Annotated in this window: 17 protein-coding genes and 1 pseudogene; 13 read left to right on the forward strand and 5 right to left on the reverse strand. The window is 55.7% G+C overall.

What is annotated here, in order from left to right; all coding sequences use genetic code 11:
- The first annotated feature begins 2 nt into the window (after window positions 1-2).
- From PMI25_RS16955 to PMI25_RS16975, 7 genes are all read left to right on the forward strand, one after another.
- Window positions 3-1,295, forward strand: a complete 1,293-nt coding sequence (locus PMI25_RS16955; RefSeq protein WP_007962215.1) for a VRR-NUC domain-containing protein — start codon at window positions 3-5, stop codon at window positions 1,293-1,295.
- Window positions 1,296-1,307: 12 nt separating this feature from the next.
- Entirely contained in the window at window positions 1,308-2,432 is a 1,125-nt protein-coding gene (locus PMI25_RS28160) for a type VI immunity family protein (RefSeq protein WP_007962217.1), read from the forward strand.
- A 118-nt stretch (window positions 2,433-2,550) separates the two neighbouring features.
- The gene (locus tag PMI25_RS16965; protein WP_024164474.1) at window positions 2,551-4,623 is read left to right on the forward strand and encodes a type VI secretion system Vgr family protein; all 2,073 of its coding nucleotides are present in this window, start codon (window positions 2,551-2,553) and stop codon (window positions 4,621-4,623) included.
- Complete coding sequence (locus tag PMI25_RS16970; protein WP_007964571.1) at window positions 4,620-5,468, forward strand: DUF4123 domain-containing protein; 849 nt, start codon at window positions 4,620-4,622, stop codon at window positions 5,466-5,468. Before PMI25_RS16965 ends, PMI25_RS16970 begins: the two co-directional genes overlap by 4 nt.
- On the forward strand, window positions 5,465-6,322 hold the full coding sequence (locus PMI25_RS28165) for a hypothetical protein (RefSeq protein WP_007964573.1): 858 nt from the start codon (window positions 5,465-5,467) through the stop codon (window positions 6,320-6,322). The genes PMI25_RS16970 and PMI25_RS28165 overlap by 4 nt, the downstream gene beginning before the upstream one ends.
- Window positions 6,315-7,181: a hypothetical protein gene (locus PMI25_RS28170; RefSeq protein ID WP_007964575.1), complete on the forward strand. Its 867-nt coding sequence runs from the start codon at window positions 6,315-6,317 to the stop codon at window positions 7,179-7,181. Before PMI25_RS28165 ends, PMI25_RS28170 begins: the two co-directional genes overlap by 8 nt.
- Window positions 7,182-7,189: 8 nt before the next feature.
- Window positions 7,190-9,415, forward strand: coding sequence for a lipase family protein (locus PMI25_RS16975; protein WP_007964577.1), 2,226 nt, complete (start codon window positions 7,190-7,192; stop codon window positions 9,413-9,415).
- A 90-nt stretch (window positions 9,416-9,505) separates the two neighbouring features.
- On the opposite strand, the gene PMI25_RS16980 is transcribed toward PMI25_RS16975, so the two are convergent.
- Window positions 9,506-9,802, reverse strand: coding sequence for a hypothetical protein (locus tag PMI25_RS16980; protein ID WP_007964580.1), 297 nt, complete (start codon window positions 9,800-9,802; stop codon window positions 9,506-9,508).
- Window positions 9,803-10,292: 490 nt separating this feature from the next.
- Here PMI25_RS16980 and PMI25_RS16985 point away from each other — a divergent pair, with 490 nt between their 5' ends.
- Both PMI25_RS16985 and PMI25_RS16990 read left to right on the forward strand, forming a co-directional pair.
- Window positions 10,293-10,562, forward strand: a complete 270-nt coding sequence (locus PMI25_RS16985) for a DUF2790 domain-containing protein (protein WP_007964582.1) — start codon at window positions 10,293-10,295, stop codon at window positions 10,560-10,562.
- Window positions 10,563-10,652: 90 nt separating this feature from the next.
- Window positions 10,653-11,051 carry a hypothetical protein gene (locus PMI25_RS16990; RefSeq protein WP_007964584.1) on the forward strand — a complete coding sequence of 133 codons (399 nt, stop codon included), beginning with the start codon at window positions 10,653-10,655 and terminating at the stop codon, window positions 11,049-11,051.
- Here PMI25_RS16990 and PMI25_RS16995 read toward each other — a convergent pair.
- Window positions 11,048-11,317 (reverse strand): DUF1652 domain-containing protein, encoded by a 270-nt coding sequence (locus PMI25_RS16995; protein WP_007964586.1) that lies wholly within the window; start codon window positions 11,315-11,317, stop codon window positions 11,048-11,050. The genes PMI25_RS16990 and PMI25_RS16995 overlap by 4 nt on opposite strands.
- Before the next feature lie 370 nt (window positions 11,318-11,687).
- On the opposite strand from PMI25_RS16995, the gene eco reads away from it, so the two are divergent.
- Both eco and PMI25_RS17005 read left to right on the forward strand, forming a co-directional pair.
- Entirely contained in the window at window positions 11,688-12,173 is a 486-nt protein-coding gene (gene eco / locus PMI25_RS17000) for a serine protease inhibitor ecotin (RefSeq protein ID WP_007964588.1), read from the forward strand.
- Window positions 12,174-12,194: 21 nt separating this feature from the next.
- Window positions 12,195-12,500 carry an NIPSNAP family protein gene (locus PMI25_RS17005; RefSeq protein ID WP_003225174.1) on the forward strand — a complete coding sequence of 102 codons (306 nt, stop codon included), beginning with the start codon at window positions 12,195-12,197 and terminating at the stop codon, window positions 12,498-12,500.
- Between the two features lie 33 nt (window positions 12,501-12,533).
- Here the strand turns inward: PMI25_RS17005 and ilvA are convergent.
- Window positions 12,534-13,529 (reverse strand): annotated as a pseudogene (gene ilvA / locus PMI25_RS17010) (threonine ammonia-lyase, biosynthetic); the annotation flags it as partial.
- A 351-nt stretch (window positions 13,530-13,880) separates the two neighbouring features.
- Here ilvA and PMI25_RS17015 point away from each other — a divergent pair.
- The gene (locus tag PMI25_RS17015) at window positions 13,881-14,216 is read left to right on the forward strand and encodes a DUF2834 domain-containing protein (RefSeq protein WP_007964594.1); all 336 of its coding nucleotides are present in this window, start codon (window positions 13,881-13,883) and stop codon (window positions 14,214-14,216) included.
- Window positions 14,217-14,334: 118 nt separating this feature from the next.
- Here PMI25_RS17015 and PMI25_RS17020 read toward each other — a convergent pair whose 3' ends face one another.
- Complete coding sequence (locus PMI25_RS17020; protein ID WP_007964596.1) at window positions 14,335-15,258, reverse strand: magnesium transporter CorA family protein; 924 nt, start codon at window positions 15,256-15,258, stop codon at window positions 14,335-14,337.
- A 7-nt stretch (window positions 15,259-15,265) separates the two neighbouring features.
- The gene (locus PMI25_RS17025) at window positions 15,266-16,840 is read right to left on the reverse strand and encodes a RimK family alpha-L-glutamate ligase (protein ID WP_007964597.1); all 1,575 of its coding nucleotides are present in this window, start codon (window positions 16,838-16,840) and stop codon (window positions 15,266-15,268) included.
- A 92-nt stretch (window positions 16,841-16,932) separates the two neighbouring features.
- Between PMI25_RS17025 and rimI the strand changes: the two genes are divergently transcribed.
- The gene (rimI, locus tag PMI25_RS17030) at window positions 16,933-18,051 is read left to right on the forward strand and encodes a ribosomal protein S18-alanine N-acetyltransferase (RefSeq protein ID WP_007964598.1); all 1,119 of its coding nucleotides are present in this window, start codon (window positions 16,933-16,935) and stop codon (window positions 18,049-18,051) included.
- Window positions 18,052-18,057: the final 6 nt, after the last annotated feature.

Consider the following 18,057-nt stretch of genomic DNA (forward strand, 5'->3'; position numbering starts at 1 on the left):
ACATGGCAATCATGCAACCACCTCAGACGCCGCAAGGATGCACAAGCACCAGTATTGAAGGTACGATCAAAGAGGCTCCACTGCCTAACCCTGACAATAAGCCTTATTTGATGGAGAAAGCGAACTATGCCTCGCGATTTCCAAAATTATCTATAAAGAAAGCCAAAGATGGTGGCGTCACAGGCTTGGAGCTTAAACAACTTGTTATGAGCGGATTGATTCGCGCAGACGAATACCGCTGGGATTTTCTTTGGGACTACAAAGCAGAAGTTTGCTTTGACATGGCATCCCTTCCTCCCAAACCATTTCTGAGTTCATCATGGGTTGGTAACGACACGAATCCTGATCCTTTGAGGCGGCACACTCTATTTCCCTTTCCGAAAGGATCAGTGAAAGGACTATTACGGCGCCCGGACGTCATAATCGTCAAAAGTCGCAGCCTGCGCTGGCCCGGACGAGCCGGAGTAGACCATCAAGGCGTTCAACACCCAGATAATCTGGCAAGACTTGTAGAGGTGAAATTTCCCGGAGATGTTCTTGGTCTGGCTCAGCGTGAAGCCTATCTAGACATAGCAGGCGACTCTAATCGTTTCTCGGTCTTGGAAATAAATGATTGTCGTGATGACGGTGAACGTGAACGCGATAGACAATACAATAAAGAACATAAACCGACCGGAGAGTTTAATCCTCTACAATGGCCGGTTTTACTACCACCTGCAGATGGACCAAGACAAGCACCTCGACCGGCTCCTGTTCCGGTGCCGGCGTACGGTCCGACAGCTACCCCCAAACCCGCACATGTTGAGAGTTGGACCCAGCAGGTACAAGAGGCTGTAGATGGACTACTGGAACAGGGAGCTAAAGGCATTCGTACGCTTTCGAATGAGGTTCAACAACACCTGGAAGATGCTGCCATCTGGCTTGGAGTTAAAGGGCAATGGATTAGACGCGAGTCTAAAAAAGCTTGGGAGTGGGTCAGTGAAACGGGCGCTCAAATCATTAGTTGGACGGATGAACAACTTCGCGCTGCGTGGAAAGAGATTCAGCATTACACAGATCTGACCCTTGAAAAGCTAAAAGAAATTGACTGGATGCAAGTATTGATTGGTGTCGGAACCATTGTAGCCACGGTGGTCGTTGCCTTCGCCATTGGGACCGCACTCGTAGCAGCAGGGGTTCCTGCTGCAATAGTTGCCGCCATACTGGTTATCGTCCGATTAGCACAAGTGTCTTGGGCCTTGTTAGCGAGTATTTTGGGTGGCGCGGCCGTGACTGCAGCGGTGTCTGCCGGATAAACAGAGAAAACTATGAACACATTGGAAAAACTGACTGAGCGAGCTCCTGACCTGATGTTTGAGTTACCGGATGGTACTCCGGTTGTCAGATTAGGATTGATCGTCACCCTATACTTCAAAGAAGGCTATACGCTGCAAAGCAAACAGGCCGTCATGCAGTGTTTCGCAAGATTCAAAGAGGAATTTGGTCAGCATCTTAAAGGTCAGTTTGATGATCGATATAAAAAGCTTACTGATGCGAGCTTCAATAAAAAAGTCTCTAAAATCCTCGAGACGGGTCCAAATGAGCAGTACGAATGGCACATCAGTAGCGCTGCGACGGCTAACGAAGCCGGCGAGTATAACCTGTCTGCACTGAATTCTTTTGAAGTTCATGGCGATCAAAAACGCTCATTTATCAAAATGACATTGCCATGGAGCATACTGCAAGCTCCCGACGGAGCTGCACGCTATCGAGACTGGATCGTTTACCTAGCCGACAAAGTCAAGGCTGAGCATGGATATGGTGGACTATCCAGCATCTTGCCCTTTGACTTCGATAGCTATATGCCCATGGAGTACCAGTTAGCTCAGCAATACACTGGCCTTGAAGTTGACTCTTTGGTGACAAATTTCAAACGAGAACTGCTTGACCATATTAAAGGAGTAAATTGGTATACCGTCGTAGGCAATCGATTAGCGGAACAGTTGGGCGGTATAGATGCGATAAGTCATTCGTTTAGCGGTCGTGGCGACGTAGAAGTAATGAAATATCAATATGGTTTGATTGTTCGCGCCGGTGAACTTCCCGATCTAGGCCCTATTAATGAGCCATTGCCGACGGCGTATGTCGCAGTAAATCGCGTTTTTAAACCACTGCGCATCCCCACACCTAATCAATTGCATACATATACTCCTTATGGAAATTGTTTCGAAGAAGACAGCACTGTACGTTGGTACGCTCGGTTCGATCAGGACGACAGCTTTTCTAAATCACCCGCTAGGCTTGAGGCAGGTCAACCTTGCAGTGTTGCCGGTTACTGGTTCACCCCTGCACAAAAAGATTCTCGTCGACACTTCAATCAGGGAGAAATTTTACCGAGCTTCAGCGGCTCGAGTTGGGGCGATACTCTTTGGTATTGGTCAGGCGAAGAATAAGTAACCTAGCTACTTACTCAGCGCCAACTTTCAGGCGCTGAGTATGCAAGGAAAACATTTAAAGCGAGCAGCAGGCTTTAAATCAGCGCCACCAGTTAAGAAAAACGGAATTCAAGGCATGCTGGACGCCAACGCTACCCACATTACCCTTACCCTCGAAGGCGCCTCCGCCGACCTGCAAGTGCTCAGCTTCACTGGTCGCGAAGCCCTCAACGAGCCTTTCCGTTTCGACCTCGAACTGGTCAGCGCCCGCCCCGACCTGAAACTCGAAGAGCTGCTGCACAAGCCCGGCGTCCTGACCTTCGGCGCCACCGGCGAAGGCCAGATCCACGGCCTGGTGTACCGCATCGAGCAAGGCGATTCCGGCAAGACCCTGACCCGCTACAGCATCAGCCTGGTGCCGCAACTGGCCTATCTGCGGCACAACCATGACCAGCAGATTTTCCAGAACCTCACGGTGCCAAAGATCATCGCTCAGGTCCTCGAAGATCGCGGCATCCTCGCCGACGCCTACAGCTTCCAGCTCAATGCCGAGTACCCGCAGCGCGACTACTGCGTGCAGTACGACGAGTCCGACCTGCACTTCATCCAGCGCCTGTGCGAAGAGGAAGGCATTCACTTCCACTTCCAGCACAGCAGCAGCGGGCACAAACTGGTGTTCGGTGACGATCAGACGGTGTTCCGCAAACTCAAGGCCGTGAGCTACCAGCAAGACTCCGGCATGAGCGCCGACAAACCGGTGATCAAGCGCTTCAACCTGCGCCTGGAAACCCGCACCACCCGCGTCAGCCGCCGCGATTACGACTTCGAAAAACCGAAGATCCTGCCCGAAGGCGCAGTCAAATCCGAGTTCGCCCCGGATCTTGAGGACTACGATTACCCCGGTCGTTTCACCACCCGCGAGCGCGGCAAATTCCTCTCGACCCGCGCCCTGGAGCGCCATCGCAGCGACTACAAACTCGCCGAAGGCAAAGGTGACGAACCGACCCTGACCAGCGGCCATTTCCTGACCCTGGCCGAACACCCGCGCGCTGAATGGAACGACTTGTGGCTGCTGCTGGAAGTCTTCCACGAAGGCAAACAACCGCAAGTGCTCGGTGAAAACGTCACCAGCGACGTCACCGACAACAAAAGCGATTTCCACCAGGGATACCGCAACAGCTTCCTCGCCACCCCGTGGGACGCGCACTACCGCCCTGCCCTCGAACACCCGAAACCGAAAGTCCTCGGCAGCCAGACCGCGGTCGTCACCGGCCCGGCCGGCGAAGAGATCCACTGCGACCAGTACGGCCGCATCAAAGTCCAGTTCCACTGGGACCGCGACGGCCAGTCCGACGACAAAACCACCTGCTGGCTGCGCGTCGCCAGCGGCTGGGCCGGCGCCGCCTACGGCGGCATCGCCATCCCGCGCATCGGCATGGAAGTCCTCGTCACCTTCCTCGAAGGCGACCCCGACCAGCCACTCGTCACCGGCTGCCTGTACCACAAGGAAAACGTCGTCCCCTACGACCTGCCGGCAAACAAGACCCGCAGCACCTTCAAAACCCTCAGCTCCCCGGGCGGCAAGGGCTACAACGAGTTTCGTATCGAAGACAAAAAGGGTGTCGAACAGATCTACATCCATGCCCAGCGCGATTGGGACGAGAACATCGAGCACGACCAGAAGATCCGCGTGGGCAATGAGCGGCATGACACGGTTGAGGCCAACACCCTGAGCGAGTTCAAGGTTGAAGAACACCGGATTACCCATCTGGATCGCATCAGCGAGATGCGCGCGGACGATCACCTGACGGTGGGCGTGACGCAGCATGTGAAGGTCGGTACGGCGCAATTTGTCGAGGCCGGGACCGAGATTCACTATCACGCGGGTGAGAAAGTGGTGATCGAGGGTGGCATGGAGCTGACCGCCAAGGCGGGTGGGAGCTTTGTGAAGGTGGATGCCGGTGGTGTGACCATCAGCGGGGCTGAGGTGAAGGTCAATACCGGTGGTGCGCCGGGTGTGGGGACCGGGATTGGGATTCTGGAACCTGTCATACCGTGGGCCGCAGCGAAAGACAAAGCAGGTGCCCTGCTCGTCCCGGCCGCCGCACAAATGGCCTTGGCCAAAGCCGCTCGCGCGGCCGGCGACATACGTTGCCCGATCTGCGAAGCCTGCCGCGAAGGCAAATGCGATCTGGGAGCCACAGCATGAGCGAAGTACTCAACAACTGGCTAGGCGAACAGTCCAGACTCAATCGCGTGCTGATTCTGGCACTGGACAGCCTCGCCGATCCCAATCCGGTCACCTCGCTGTACAGCGCTGGCGTCATGCAACGCTCGGTACAACTTTACCGCCGTACCGAATACGCGCAGTTCGCCGCCATCAGCCCATGGCTGACCGAATTACAGAACCCGGGCAACGATGCGTTCCGCAGACTGCTCGATGACCCACAGCGCAACTGGGGCTGGATCGGCAGCATGGACAAGGCTGATCTCGACAGCCTTACTCAGCACTGGATTGCCCGTATGGTCATCGACGAAGACGGCGAGCGCTCGCTGTTCCGTTTTCAAGACAACCGGGTTCTGGCCCGCTGCCTGGGCAACATGAAAGAGACCGAATGGCCGCTGCTGCTCGGGCCAATCAGCAGCGTGCTGTATTGGGACCAGGATCAATGGAAAAGTGCAGATAACAGTAGGTCTGGGATGCATCCGGTACCGAATCCGGCGCCATGGCTCCGCACTCCGGAATCAGGCGAGCAAGCCAGAAGCATCCTGCGAGACAACCTCAAGCGCTGGTTGCTGACCTATCACGTCGATGCGGCTGCCACACTGGCCGAAACCCGAGTTGTCAGTGAATGGCTTGAGGAGCAAATGGACTTGCTTGAGGCTTGGGACTGGCGGACCGAAGAACAACGTCAGTTGATGCTGAGCCTGCGCCTATCGCCACAATGCGAAGCTGATATCGCGTGGGAACCCCTTTCGGGGGAGACGCCCGAAGTACATTTTGCGCGTTGTCAGCGAGTGTTCAGTAATCCAAAAGCAGGCGTCCTGGCTTGAGAATCAGTCTTTGCCCTGCGTTGGCAGTGCTACCGGCACTGGCCGGATGCAGCTTCGCGCAACAGATTGCCGAAAGCAGCGTGAGTTACTACTCAAGCGACCATTTCACCTTGGTCGCCACCGTACCGGCTAATTTCGGTTTCACCTCTAAAGCACACTACTACCCAAAACCGGGCCAGACCTGCGAGGTCTACAGCTCCGGACTCGGCGGTTACGTCACCCGTCAACAGCAGAAGTCCAATACGGTTGAAGCAAAAGCGGAAGCGCAGACTGCGTCTACGGATATACCGCTGGAATATCACATTGCGGGGTGTTCGATGGAGCTTGGCAGGGTTAGTTATGAGGTGAGCGGGAGGTATGGTGCAGGATCTTTAGACCGCGATTATGATCAGGCTGGTGGCTTATCTATTAGGACGTCTACAGTAGACAGTCGCTCAGAAAGAATACCAAGCACCATAGAGCAGAGAGGCTTGTGCTCCTGGTTGTTCCAGATCAGTAAATCCGAGGCCAAGTTAGGAGAAATAGAAAAGCTTTTGTCATGCCATGCAACCGATGACAACTGGTCGTTGAAAAAAACGAAATATGAAACGAGGAAGCCAGGTGGCTATGTCGCAATAAATAGACTTGCCAACACAACTGTAAAGATTGAGTTTCGTCTTTCCAATGAAGAGCAACCTTCAATTGGCGATACATGGATAAAATTTCCTGGCGGGTGGAAACCATGCCTTGGAAAGGGCCCAAATGACCCTTTCGGATTTTGTCGTGGCAACAAAGACTTTAAAACTTTCAAAATGAATGGTCGTGTATGCACCGCTTATCCCAACTGCGCGGAACAGGGAGTAGTTAATGAATAACCGAAATTTCTCACGCAGTGTCCGAACTGTGTTTTTCCTTGTTCTGCCATTGATAGGCGCATGCAGTTTTGCCGGTCAGATGGCGAAGAGCTCAGTAGAAGGTGTTACGAGCCACTACAGCAATGATCACTTCACATTAGTTGCGACCATTCCTGCGAATTTTGGTTTTACATCGAAAGCCAAATACTCTCCTAAAGATGGTGAAAAATGCGATGTCTACAGCCCCGGCCTTGGTGGAAATGTGACACGCCAACAACAAAAATCTAATACGACTGAGGCAAAGCAAGTTGAGCAGACAGTATCTACGGATATTCCGCTTGAATATAATATCGCGGACTGTTCGATGGAGCTTACAAGCGTTAGCTATGAGTTAAGCGGTAGATACGGCCCAGGCTCCTTGGATCGCGACATGGAGTTAGCAGGTGGGCTTTCAGTTGCAGATAAGGTCTCCATCACAAAAGAGTCGGCCCCTAGCGTTATAGAGCAACGCGGAATCTGCACTTGGTACTTCCAGATAAGCACATCAAAAATTAAAAAAGGCGAAATTGAAAAAATCCTTTCCTGTGAAGCAACAGGCCCTGAGTGGGAAATGACGCACGATCGCTTTAAACGTCGCAAGCCTGGTGGCGTAATCGCAAGAGGCGATATATCGAACAAGTCAGTCCACGTAGAGTTCAAATTATCCCCACTAGAAGAACCATACTATCAAAATTACTGGATCAAGCTCCCAGGTGGCTGGAAGCCATGTACTGGACGCTGGAACTCTAGTCGAGAAGAACTATGTACTTCGCCCCCTCAATTTAGAACTTTCAAACTGAATGGACGCGATTGCTCCGTGTATCCCGGGTGTAATGAATAAGGATTTTTATGCAGAGCCAAGAAAAATCACTGCTTTCTGATCAAGGGCGCACATGCCCGTTGCGGGGGGGCTGGATAAGTTTCCGTTTAGTAGACGAGTTCGGAGAAGCCACGCCTTATGCAGGCCTCAGCTATGTATTGACTGACTCTGAAGGTACAAGATACGAAGGGGTCTTGGACGGAGAGGCTTATGCTCGATTAACAGGGACTTACAGCGGACCGCTGATATTGACACTATCCGCTCCATACAAGGGTGGAGAAAAGATCTATGCCGATCTGTCAAACCGGAAAGATTACCCATTGCCGATAACAGAGCTGCAAGCTGCCGCAGAGCAAACACTACGACGACCAATTGGTAGCACCAGCAAAACGGGTGCATACCGTGCCTCGGCAGAAAAAGGCGAGTTTCACAACGTTGAAGTTCGTGACTTTGTTGAATTCAGCAAACATTTGCCCCCTGCTGCAAAGCTTTCAAATCCTGTGCCAGCAGGTTGCGCCAAACTCGCCCGTGATTTCGCCGGAGACAAAGTTCCGAGTTTTGGTGTAGGCCTGCTACCAGAAAAACACTATGTCCTCGAAGTTCGCGCCTTGCGCGCGTTCAGGCCGCTTCTGTCGCTGGCGCCGGAATTCAGTGCGTTGAACCTTTATCAACTGTCTCTGCTCGCCACGCTCAGTTACGGCGCTTTCGGTCAGACACCTGAGAAAGCTGATGCGGCCCCGAAAAAAGATTTTGCGTTCACCTATCCCTCGCGTGGCACCATTGGTCATGTACTGAATACTTGCCTTGCGTGTTTCGAAGAGCCGTCGAGTTACGCGGACTCCAAGAAACCATCGTTTCCACTCGTAGAAGATGTGCCCTACTCCAAGCGCCTGGAAATCGTCCCCTTCGATCCAGAACTTTACCCGCAGAATGACTCATCCTCTGGTGAAGAACTGGAAACCCCCTCAGACGTGCATTTTTTCAATGATTTGAGACAAGGTGCAGCGGACTGGAAAAATACCGACACCCAGGCCTATGCCACCCACGATGACCGGATCATCCTTATCGGTGTACGGGGTACGGCCGAAGGCTGGGACGGCTGGCGAGATGCCGATGCCAAACAGGTACCGATTGAGGGCGGAACCGGTAAGGCGCATCAAGGCTTTTATGAAGCGTTCATGGCGTTGCGGCCATTTATCGAACGCTACATTCTTCGCTTCCGCACCGACCAGAAAATCATCGTCTGCGGCCATAGTCTGGGCGGCGCCATTTCCTTGCTGCTTTCGGAATGGCTCCATCGTGAGATTACCAGCGACGTAATCCTCTACACCTTCGGCTCACCGCGTGCTGGCGACAAAGACTTCGTCGAATCCGCCAGCGGCCTGGTTCATCACCGGATCGTCAATCAGAACGACCCTGTGCCGAGCGTACCCGCCGGCTGGATGGATACCAAAAAGCCGATCTGGATCACCGGCCTTGCGGCAACTGTCTCGGGCGTTTTGACGCCAGCCGCCGGGGGACTGGTGTTTGCGGCCGGCTTGACGCGTTTTGGCGGCAAGCCTTATTGGCATCATGGCGAGCAGCGCTACTTCATGCCACTGCGCCTGCCCGGTCGAGAGGTCTCGTCTGTCCTTTGGACACCCGGTTGCGAAGGCTACGAAGAAGCAGCCATGGCCAAGTGCGTTGCTCAGTTGAAGAACAACGACACACCGGATCGCAAGCAATTCCTGGTTCAGGCGGCCAACGGTGCCGATCACAAGATGCTCGACGGTTATATTCCGGCATGCTGGGCATCGTTACGCCGCTGGCAGGATACAGAGAAAACCGGCGGCTACATCGTCAGCAAAACCGAATCCGACCGTTTGAAGCTGGAGGTGGAAACCTACCGCACACAACTGCAGCAATGGCAAAGCGAGGCGGATAAGGAATTCCCCGGCGGCACTATTGAAAGCCGCCCTCAAGATCGCGCCACCGCATTCCAGCGCCGCTCGACGATGTCCGACCTTCAGGAGCGCCAGACGGCAATCAGGCAAGCACTAAAACATAACCAAAAGGAACTGAAAGCGCTTGAAGAAACACTCCTGACGATCACACGCTTGAGCTCTACAAAGCTGACATTGGCTGAAATCTACGGCGATTGCACGGCACTGCCGGAGCTGCAAAAGCATATCGATCGTTGGGCTGAGCATCGTGAGAATCAGGAGTCGGTACGTTTGGCACAAATTCCGCGATCCACCGCGACAAGCATGGCTTGAGGCGGCATCACGATAATGGTCTGATGCAAACGGCCTATGCATTTGGAGGGAAATCTCGTCTGACTTCCCTCCAAACCTGATTCTAGAATTTCAAACCGGCGCCTTCCAATCCAGCATCTGCTGCTGCGCCACCTGCAGCAAATCATTGCCATCCTGCGCCAGCAGGTACAGCGCATGGGTAATGTGTGGAATGTCCTGAACATCACCATGGCGGAAGCACATGCAATGCAGGGTTTCGAGCAGGTCGCTGCAGGCGCGGATGCGCTGGACGGCGGACTCGAGGATGTCTTGGGGGTTGGCGTGGGTGTCGATGACCATTGGCGCGCTGTCGGTGACGCCACTGTTGAGCGGGTGATAGCGGTTTGGGAGCGAGTTTAGTCTTGGCATTTTGATTACTCGATATTTTAGAAAGTAACCGCCAGTACCGTGACCAAACAGTGGGAGGCGGCCGCATGCAGGATTGGTCAACTGAGACAACGCCAAAACTCAGCTCGCCCGAAGGCGCCCTGCACACAGCCGCCATAACAGCGCACTGCAAAGACATAGAAGTCCGCAGCGCAAATGATGGCACATCTGCAATGGTGTCGTGCTCAGGTGACCAAACCCGAATCGCTGATTTTGCAGCGACGCCAAACCATACCCGCCCCGTTCCCGCCGCCGAAAGCAGACAAAGCATCCATCCTTGTAGGAATCGGCACCGCATTCCCGAGAAATCATCCCTCTGCCAGACAGCCGGCGTTCAGCCAGGTTAACCATCGCTTAACGCCGCAGTCCAAGACTGTACTGAACCGCACACCTCAGCCCTGGCTGACGCCGAGTGCGGCAAGTTCGGCCGAGATGCGCCGAACGCTCATTCCGTCGCACGGGAGTCTGATTCATGAACATTCGCACGCTACTGCTCACCTCCGCCCTCGCCTGCACCGCGTTCGCCGGGCTGGCTCAGGCCAATGACACCACCGCTAACACCAAGCCCGTTCCCTATCAGTACGGTATGCCGTTGCATGTGAACAAAGTGATCTCCATGACCGAGCAGCCCACGCGCCAGTGCAAAGTCGTGAGCGCTGATATGAAGTACATCGACAATGCCGGCAAACCCGAGGAAATCACCTACCGAAAAATGTCTGACGCCTGCAGCGAGCAAAACTGACAGAAGGCTCTGATTTGCGGCTTTGCGGTAGGCGGTGAAGGGTTCGCGGGTTATGCTCGGGGTCACTTCTCACTGCCGCAAGGACTCGCCATGCAGTTGTCGTTTCGCACGTTGTCGATCATCACTGCTTCGTTGTGTTTTGTACTGGCGCTCGTCTGGGGCTTTTTCCCGCAGGTGTTGCTGGCGATCTGGAGCATTGAGTATTCGAGCGCTGCAGGGTTTGTTGCGCGGCGCAGTGCGGTGCTGTTTGCAGCGTTGGGGGTGATGTTTTATCTGGTGCGCAGCGCGCCGCCGTCGCTGGGTCGCAATGCCCTGAGCAACGGGTTTATCGTCGGTTGTTTTGGTCTGGCGGTACTGGGTTTTGGCGAATGGCTGAACGGCCATGCCGGCCCCGGGATTCTGCTAGCGGTGCTGGTCGAGTTCGCGCTGGGCCTTGGCTTTGTGCAGGCCCGGCGCGTGACGGTCGAACTGGGTGAAACGGTGAGTTAAAGCGCTCTGGAGCGAGGACTGTAATGCTGTGGCGTGGTTTGTTGCGCCAGATCCGAGCGCAGGCCGGCAATCAGTTCGTTGATCTCGCGACAGCCATTGAGGTGGCTGGCGTCGATACCACTGACGTGCAGATCAACCTGGTCAGTCTGGTGGTCGCCGAAGACCTTGACGGTCATCGACAGGTCTGGCGACAGCGTGCACTGGCAGCGTTTAGGCAGAAAACTGCTTTCGATGATATTGCGTAGTTCCAAGGCAGACAGAAACATGATGAACATCTCCTTATTGATGAAACTGCCAATCAACTCTTCACGTTGACCGCTTTTGCTGCCCCTGCACGGGTGTGTCCCCGCTGATTCCCTGGTGCGGCAAACGGTTGTACTGCGAAATGCCCATTGGAGTGTAGGCGCCCGAAGCCGGTGCGCTGCACCAAAGCGACGCATAAAACGTGCCTTTCATCGGGTCATTTCGACCCTCATGAAATCAAGCACTTGGCACGGTGGCCAGCAGTTGGCCAGTTGCAAAATGCAAGATTGACCTTCCTGAGCACTGCAATTTGCAAGTCGACGCCGGTTTGCATTCATCGCTGATGACAGTGAGAATGCCCGACATCCACCCTACACCCGCCAGGAGGCTTTCATGGGTTCTTTACGCGCTCGCGCGACAATCGGTCTGCTCGTTGCCGGCCTCTCTACACTCGCCCACGCGGCCAAACTCGAAGATGTCGCGCCGTATCCCAAGGCGGAAAACGGCTTTAGCCGCCAAGTCATCTACCTGCCCAAACAGGATCAGGAAGAGAACTTCCAGGTTGAAGTCCTCGCCGGCAAAACCCTGGAAGTCGACTGCAATCGCCAGCGTCTGGGCGGCGCTCTGGACGAGAAAAACCTCGAAGGCTGGGGCTATCCCTTCTACCGCCTGGAAAAAGTCATTGGCCCGATGAGCACGCTGATGGCCTGCCCACCCGGCACCGCGAAGAAACGCGCCTTTGTCCCGGTTGTCGGTGACGGCTTCATGCTGCGCTACAACAGCAAGCTGCCACTGGTGATCTACGCACCGAAAGATGTCGAGGTGCGCTATCGCATCTGGTCGGCTTCGAACAAGGTCGGCACCGCCATCGTGGAATGATCTGAACAGGGAGCACCAAACGTGATTACCTGCCATGTGCGATACGTGATCGATCCGTACCAACTGACCGAGTTCGAGGCCTACGCCAAGGCCTGGCTGGGCATCGTCGAGCGCTTGGGCGGCACGCATCACGGCTATTTCCTGCCCTCCGAGGGCGCGAGCAATATCGCTTATTGCCTGTTCAGCTTTCCTTCGCTGGCCGATTACGAAAGCTACCGGCACATCGCGCTGACCGACCCGGAAAGCACGGCGCTGGTGGAATCACTGGTGCAGAAGAAATTCATCGTCAGCTACGAGCGCAGTTTCCTGCGCCCACTGCTGCCCTGAGCGTTATCACGCCGGGACGCCGCCGCACACCGCGGCGCGCTCGGCGACGTGGCGCAGGCTGTCGAAGTTGATATTGGCGCCGGAGTCGATCGCGACGAAAGTCTGCTCGCGAACTCCGCTGCGCGCCACGTATTGCTTGATGCCGGCCATCGCCAATGCCCCGGAAGGCTCGGTGATCGAGCGGGTATCGTCGTAGATATTCTTGATCGCCGCACAGAGTTCGTCATTGCTGACGGTGACTACCTCGTCCACACAAAACCGGCACACCTCAAAACCATAAGCGCCGATCTGCGCCACCGCCACGCCATCGGCGAACGTTCCGACACTGGGCAACACAACGCGCGCATCCGCTTGCAGCGCCGCCTTCAGGCAGGCCGAATGCTCCGATTCGACACCGATGATCCGTACCTCCGGTCGCAGGTATTTGACGTACGCCGCGATGCCGGCGATCAGGCCGCCCCCACCGACCGGAACGAAGATCGCATCCAGCGAGCCCTGATGCTGACGGAGGATTTCCATGGCCACCGTACCTTGGCCGGCGATCACGTCCGGATCGTCGAATGGAGAGACAAAGGTGCGCCCGGTTTGCTCTGCCAGTTGCAGCGCATGGGCCAGGGCAAACGGAAAACTCTCGCCGTGCAGCAGCGCCTCGGCACCCCGACTTCGTACCCCAAGCACCTTGAGTTCCGGCGTGGTCGAGGGCATGACGATGGTCGCCGCGATTCCCAGCTCCCGCGCCGCCAGCGCTACGCCTTGGGCATGATTGCCCGCCGAAGCGGTGATCACCCCGCGCGATTTCTGCGCATCGCTCAGTTGCACCAGCTTGTTGTAGGCGCCACGAATCTTGAAGGAGAACGTCGGTTGCAGGTCTTCGCGCTTCAGCAGGATCCGGTTGCCCAGCGCTTCGGACAGCGCCGGTGCCGCTTGCAACGGCGTACGCACGGCAATGTCGTAGACCGGCGCGGCGAGGATCTTTTTCACATACTGCTCAAGCAGGGCTTGCTGGTCGGGGCTGTATTTCATCGTCATCTCCGGGCGCTCTGCGTAGGAGCTGCCGAAGGCTGCGATCTCTTGATCTTGTTTTTTATTCGAGTAAAACAAAGTCAAAAGATCGCAGCCTTCGGCAGCTCCTACAGGGAGCCATCGTTGTTAAAACCCCGGAGACAGAAAATGAAAACCCGCCTCTAGGGCGGGTTGGGTGCTGCAGTCGTGAGCTAGCCCGCCAAATGAGGAATGGCGGTAATAATGCTTGGCTGGCAGCGCAATACGGTGGAAGTCATGAGCCTGAAATTAGCCCGGCGGCGGCCGGCGAGTCAATGGCTTATTTGCGGACGCCAAGGTAGGCTGGCGATTCTGCTCATCACCCCAAGGAAGGAATGCATGATGTCTGTCGCCCTGCCCCTCACTGCGTTGATCGCGTTTACCGGCTACACCGTATTGGTGATGCTCCAGGCCGAACAGTCGTTGATCGACTTCGGCATCAGCCTGATGTCGCGTCCTGACACGGCGCAGGTGGTGATCGATCTGTATCTGTTGGCGACGCTGGCCGGGGTGTGGATGGTCAAGGATGCGCGCTCGCGAGGGATGTCGATCTGGTCAGTGGTGCCGTATTTGTTGCTGACGGCGGTGTTTGTGTCGATCGGGCCGTTGTTGTATCTGGTGGTGCGTGGGGTTCGGGAGCGCGGGAAGGTCGCGACGGCGAACCCGGCGAGCTGATCCGGTTTTCCGGTATTGCTGAATACGCCATCGCGAGCAGGCTCACTCCTACAGAGAAACGCTTGGCAAATTGTAGGAGTGAGCCTGCTCGCGATGGCGTCGGCCAAGTCACCACTGATTATTTGGCCAACCGCCGCAACCCGAACAACATTCCCCCCGCCCCCAACAACATCACCAGCAGAAACACCGGATAGGAAATCCACCACGGCGTACCCGCCGTCATCATGCTGAATTCCGACATCCCGCCAATGCTCGCAATCAGGTTCAACGGCAGAAACACCACGTTGATCAACGTCAGTTTGCGCAGCAGGTTGTTCATGCTGTTGTTCATCAAGTTGCCACGCGCATCAATCAATCCGGAGAACACCGTGGAGTAGATCTCCGCCTGCTTGTAGCACTGGTTATTCTCGATGATCAGGTCGTCAATCAGCCCGATCGCTTCACCGCCGAAATGCTGCTTTTCCGCATGATTGCGCAGCCGCGTCAGCACCGCGCCGTTGCTGTGCAGGGCATTGATGTAATAGATCAGGCTTTCGCTGAGGTTGAACATCTGCACCAGATGCTGGTTCTGCATCGAGGCGTTGAACTTCTGTTGAAGCTCGCGGGCCACCAGTTTGATCACCTTGAGGTGGCCAAGGTAATGGTGGATGTTGTTGAACAGCAGATCGAGCAACACATCCAGCGGTGCGTTGAGCGGCTGCCGTGTGCCGATGCCGTGCAGCGGCGTGTTGTCGGTGGCGATCACCAGCAGTTGCCCGGGCGCAAACAGCAGGCCGCAAGACGACACTTCAAACGCCAGGCTGCCACCGCCGGAATAGTTTTCCGGGCGCTTCCAGATCAGAAACAAATGATCAGGGTGAAACTCGATTCGCGAGACTTCGTCCGGGTCCAGCGCCGAGGCCAGCGCGTGTTCGTCGACCTTGTAGTGGCTGTGGAGCAAATCACGCTCGGCGGCATCGGGATTACTGAACAGCATCACCTCGGCGTCCAGCCGCTCGACCCGCTGTAACGCGCCATGACTCAATGCGAAACTGCTGATCATCGGCGCGTCACCAGGCCTGGCCGCGACGCTTGAGTTCCAGCCGTCGCACGAACTCCTCCAGCACCAGTGAATACAGATCGTCCTGCAAGTAGGCATCTTCGATGCCGGCGTCGAGGTTCGGGTTGTCGTTGACCTCAATTACCACCACTTTGTCGCCGGCCTGTTTCAGATCCACACCGTAAAGGCCATCACCGATCAGGTTGGCTGTTTTTACCGCCAGATCCACCACCGCTCGCGGCGCCTCGTGAACGGCCAGGGTACGGCACTCGCCGTTGATGTCCTGGCCCTTGGCTTTGTGGTTGTAGATTTGCCAATGGCCTTTGGACATGAAGTACTGACAAGCGAAGATCGGTTTGCGGTTGAGCACGCCGATGCGCCAGTCGTACTCGGTATAGAAAAACTCCTGAGCCAATAGCAATACCGAATGTTCGAACAGTTCAGCGGTGGCCTCCAGCAACGCCTGCTGACTTTCGACCTTGATCACTCCGCGAGAAAAACAACCGTCAGGGATCTTCAGCACCAGCGGAAAACCGAGGCGTTCGCCGACCCGTTCGAAGTCTTCCGGTCGTTCCTTGTAGAGAATTTCCGTGGCGGGCATGCCCAGTTGATGGCTGTTGAGCAGGTCGGTCAGGTAGACCTTGTTGGTGCAGCGCAGGATCGACGTCGGATCATCCATGACCACCAGTCCTTCGCTTTCAGCCTTCTTGGCAAAACGATAGGTGTGGTTGTCGACGCTGGTGGTCTCGCGAATCAACAAGCCGTCGTACTCGGCGATCCGCGCGTAGTCCTTGCGCTCGATCAGTTCGACGTCGATGCCCATGCGTTTGCCTACCCGGACGAAATTCTCCAGTGCCTTGGCGTTGGATGGCGGCAAGGCCTCCTGCGGATCGTGCAGGATCGCCAGGTCGTAACGCGCCACTTGTGGCGAGCGTGGCGCCCGCCAGACTTTACGGCTGAAGCCGTCCAGCGCATTGGCGAACTGATCTTCCTGATCGTCGCGCAACTTGTGCAGCGCGCCGGACTTTATACCCTCGATGTGCCAACCGTTAGTGCGACGAAACTCAACTAACAGAATCGGACACGGAAACACTTCAAACAATTGCCGGGCCAGATCCTGCAGCGGCTCGATATGCGTCTTGCCGAAGTAAAGTGTCAGGGTGAAACCTTCGGTATCGCTGTACAGATGATGGCTGAGGGCTTTTTCCAGGGTTTTATCGAGGTCGTCCAGCGCCAGGCCGTAAAGCGATTTTTTCGTCAGTTCGCTGATCGTGCGCACCGATGGAATCACCTTATGGCCGCGGGCTTCTGCCAGCAGCGAGCAATAGTAACCGTGCCCCAGGTACTTGTAGCTGCGGCACAGGTTAATCACCTGCACCCGTTTGCCAGGTTCGCTGTCACGGGTTTGCTCGAGGTATTCCTGAGCCGTGACGATGTCCTCGCTGGGAAAGTACGAGGCCCAGTCTTCCTTGCGTTCGACGATAATCAACACTTGACTGGAAGTTCTGATGACTGAATTTAAAAAAGTTGCCGTCGGCAAACTTTGCTCGGATACTTCGCGCCAATGACCCTGTACCGCTGACATAGAGATTGATCCGTTGGAGAACAAGACCATTTCTATTAAGCACGAAGTTTTTCGAAAGTCCCGTTTCGTTACGCAACTTTTACGGTGGTCATATGAGTGCTGTTTTTCGTTTGGCGGTAGTTGAAGATCTGCCAGCGTTGCTGGCCCTGGAAATGCAATGTTTCACCACCGACCGGCTCACCAGCCGCAGCTTTCAATGGATGATCACCCGCGCCCATGCGCAACTGCTGGTCGCCGAGCTTGACGGTCGATTGCTCGGCTACGCACTGGTGCTGTTTCATCGCGGCACCTCGCTGGCGCGCCTGTACTCGATCGCCATTGCCGGGGAAGCTCGCGGCAGCGGATTGGGCAAACAGTTGCTGCAACGTATCGAGGCCTGCGCCGTCGAGCATGACTGCGCGTACCTGCGCCTTGAAGTGCGTATCGACAACCCCACCGCCATCGCGCTTTACGAGCGCAACGGCTACCGACGCTTTGCGTTGATTCACGATTACTACGAGGACCACGCCGATGCGCTGCGCCTGGAAAAGCGCATTGTTCAGCACCGTGATTCGCGCAACATCAAGGTGCCCTATTACCCGCAAACCACTGAGTTCACCTGTGGCCCGGCCTGTCTGCTGATGGCCATGGGCGCGCTGCAACCTGAGCGCTTGCTGGAGCGGCGTGAGGAATTGCAGATCTGGCGTGAAGCGACCACGGTGTTCATGACTTCCGGCCATGGTGGCTGCAGCCCTCGAGGCTTGGCACTGGCGGCCTGGCGGCGGGGTTTCCGGGTGCGTTTGCAACTGAGTATGGCCGGGCCATTGTTTCTCGATGGCGTGCGCGATGAGCATAAAAAAGACGTCATGCGCCTGGTGCACGAGGAGTTCAGCGCCCAAATGCAAGAGACCGATATCGAGCGCAAGATTGGTACCCACCTGGATTTGCCGCGCCTGCTGCAGGCTGGCGGTCAGCCTCTGGTGCTGATCAGCAGCTATCGCCTGACCCGCTCCAAATCACCGCATTGGGTCATGGTGACCGACTGCGATGAAGACTTTGTATATCTGCACGATCCGGATGTCGATCACAGCCAGCATCGCCAGCCGATGGACTGCCAGCATGTGCCGGTCAGCCATGGCGAGTTTGAGAAGATGAGCCGTTTTGGGCGGGGGAAATTGCGCGCGGCGGTGGTTTTGTATGCCCGCACTTCGCCAACTGTCGTTACGTTCTAGAGACTT

The organism is Pseudomonas sp. GM30, assembly GCF_000282275.2.
Lineage (GTDB): Bacteria > Pseudomonadota > Gammaproteobacteria > Pseudomonadales > Pseudomonadaceae > Aquipseudomonas.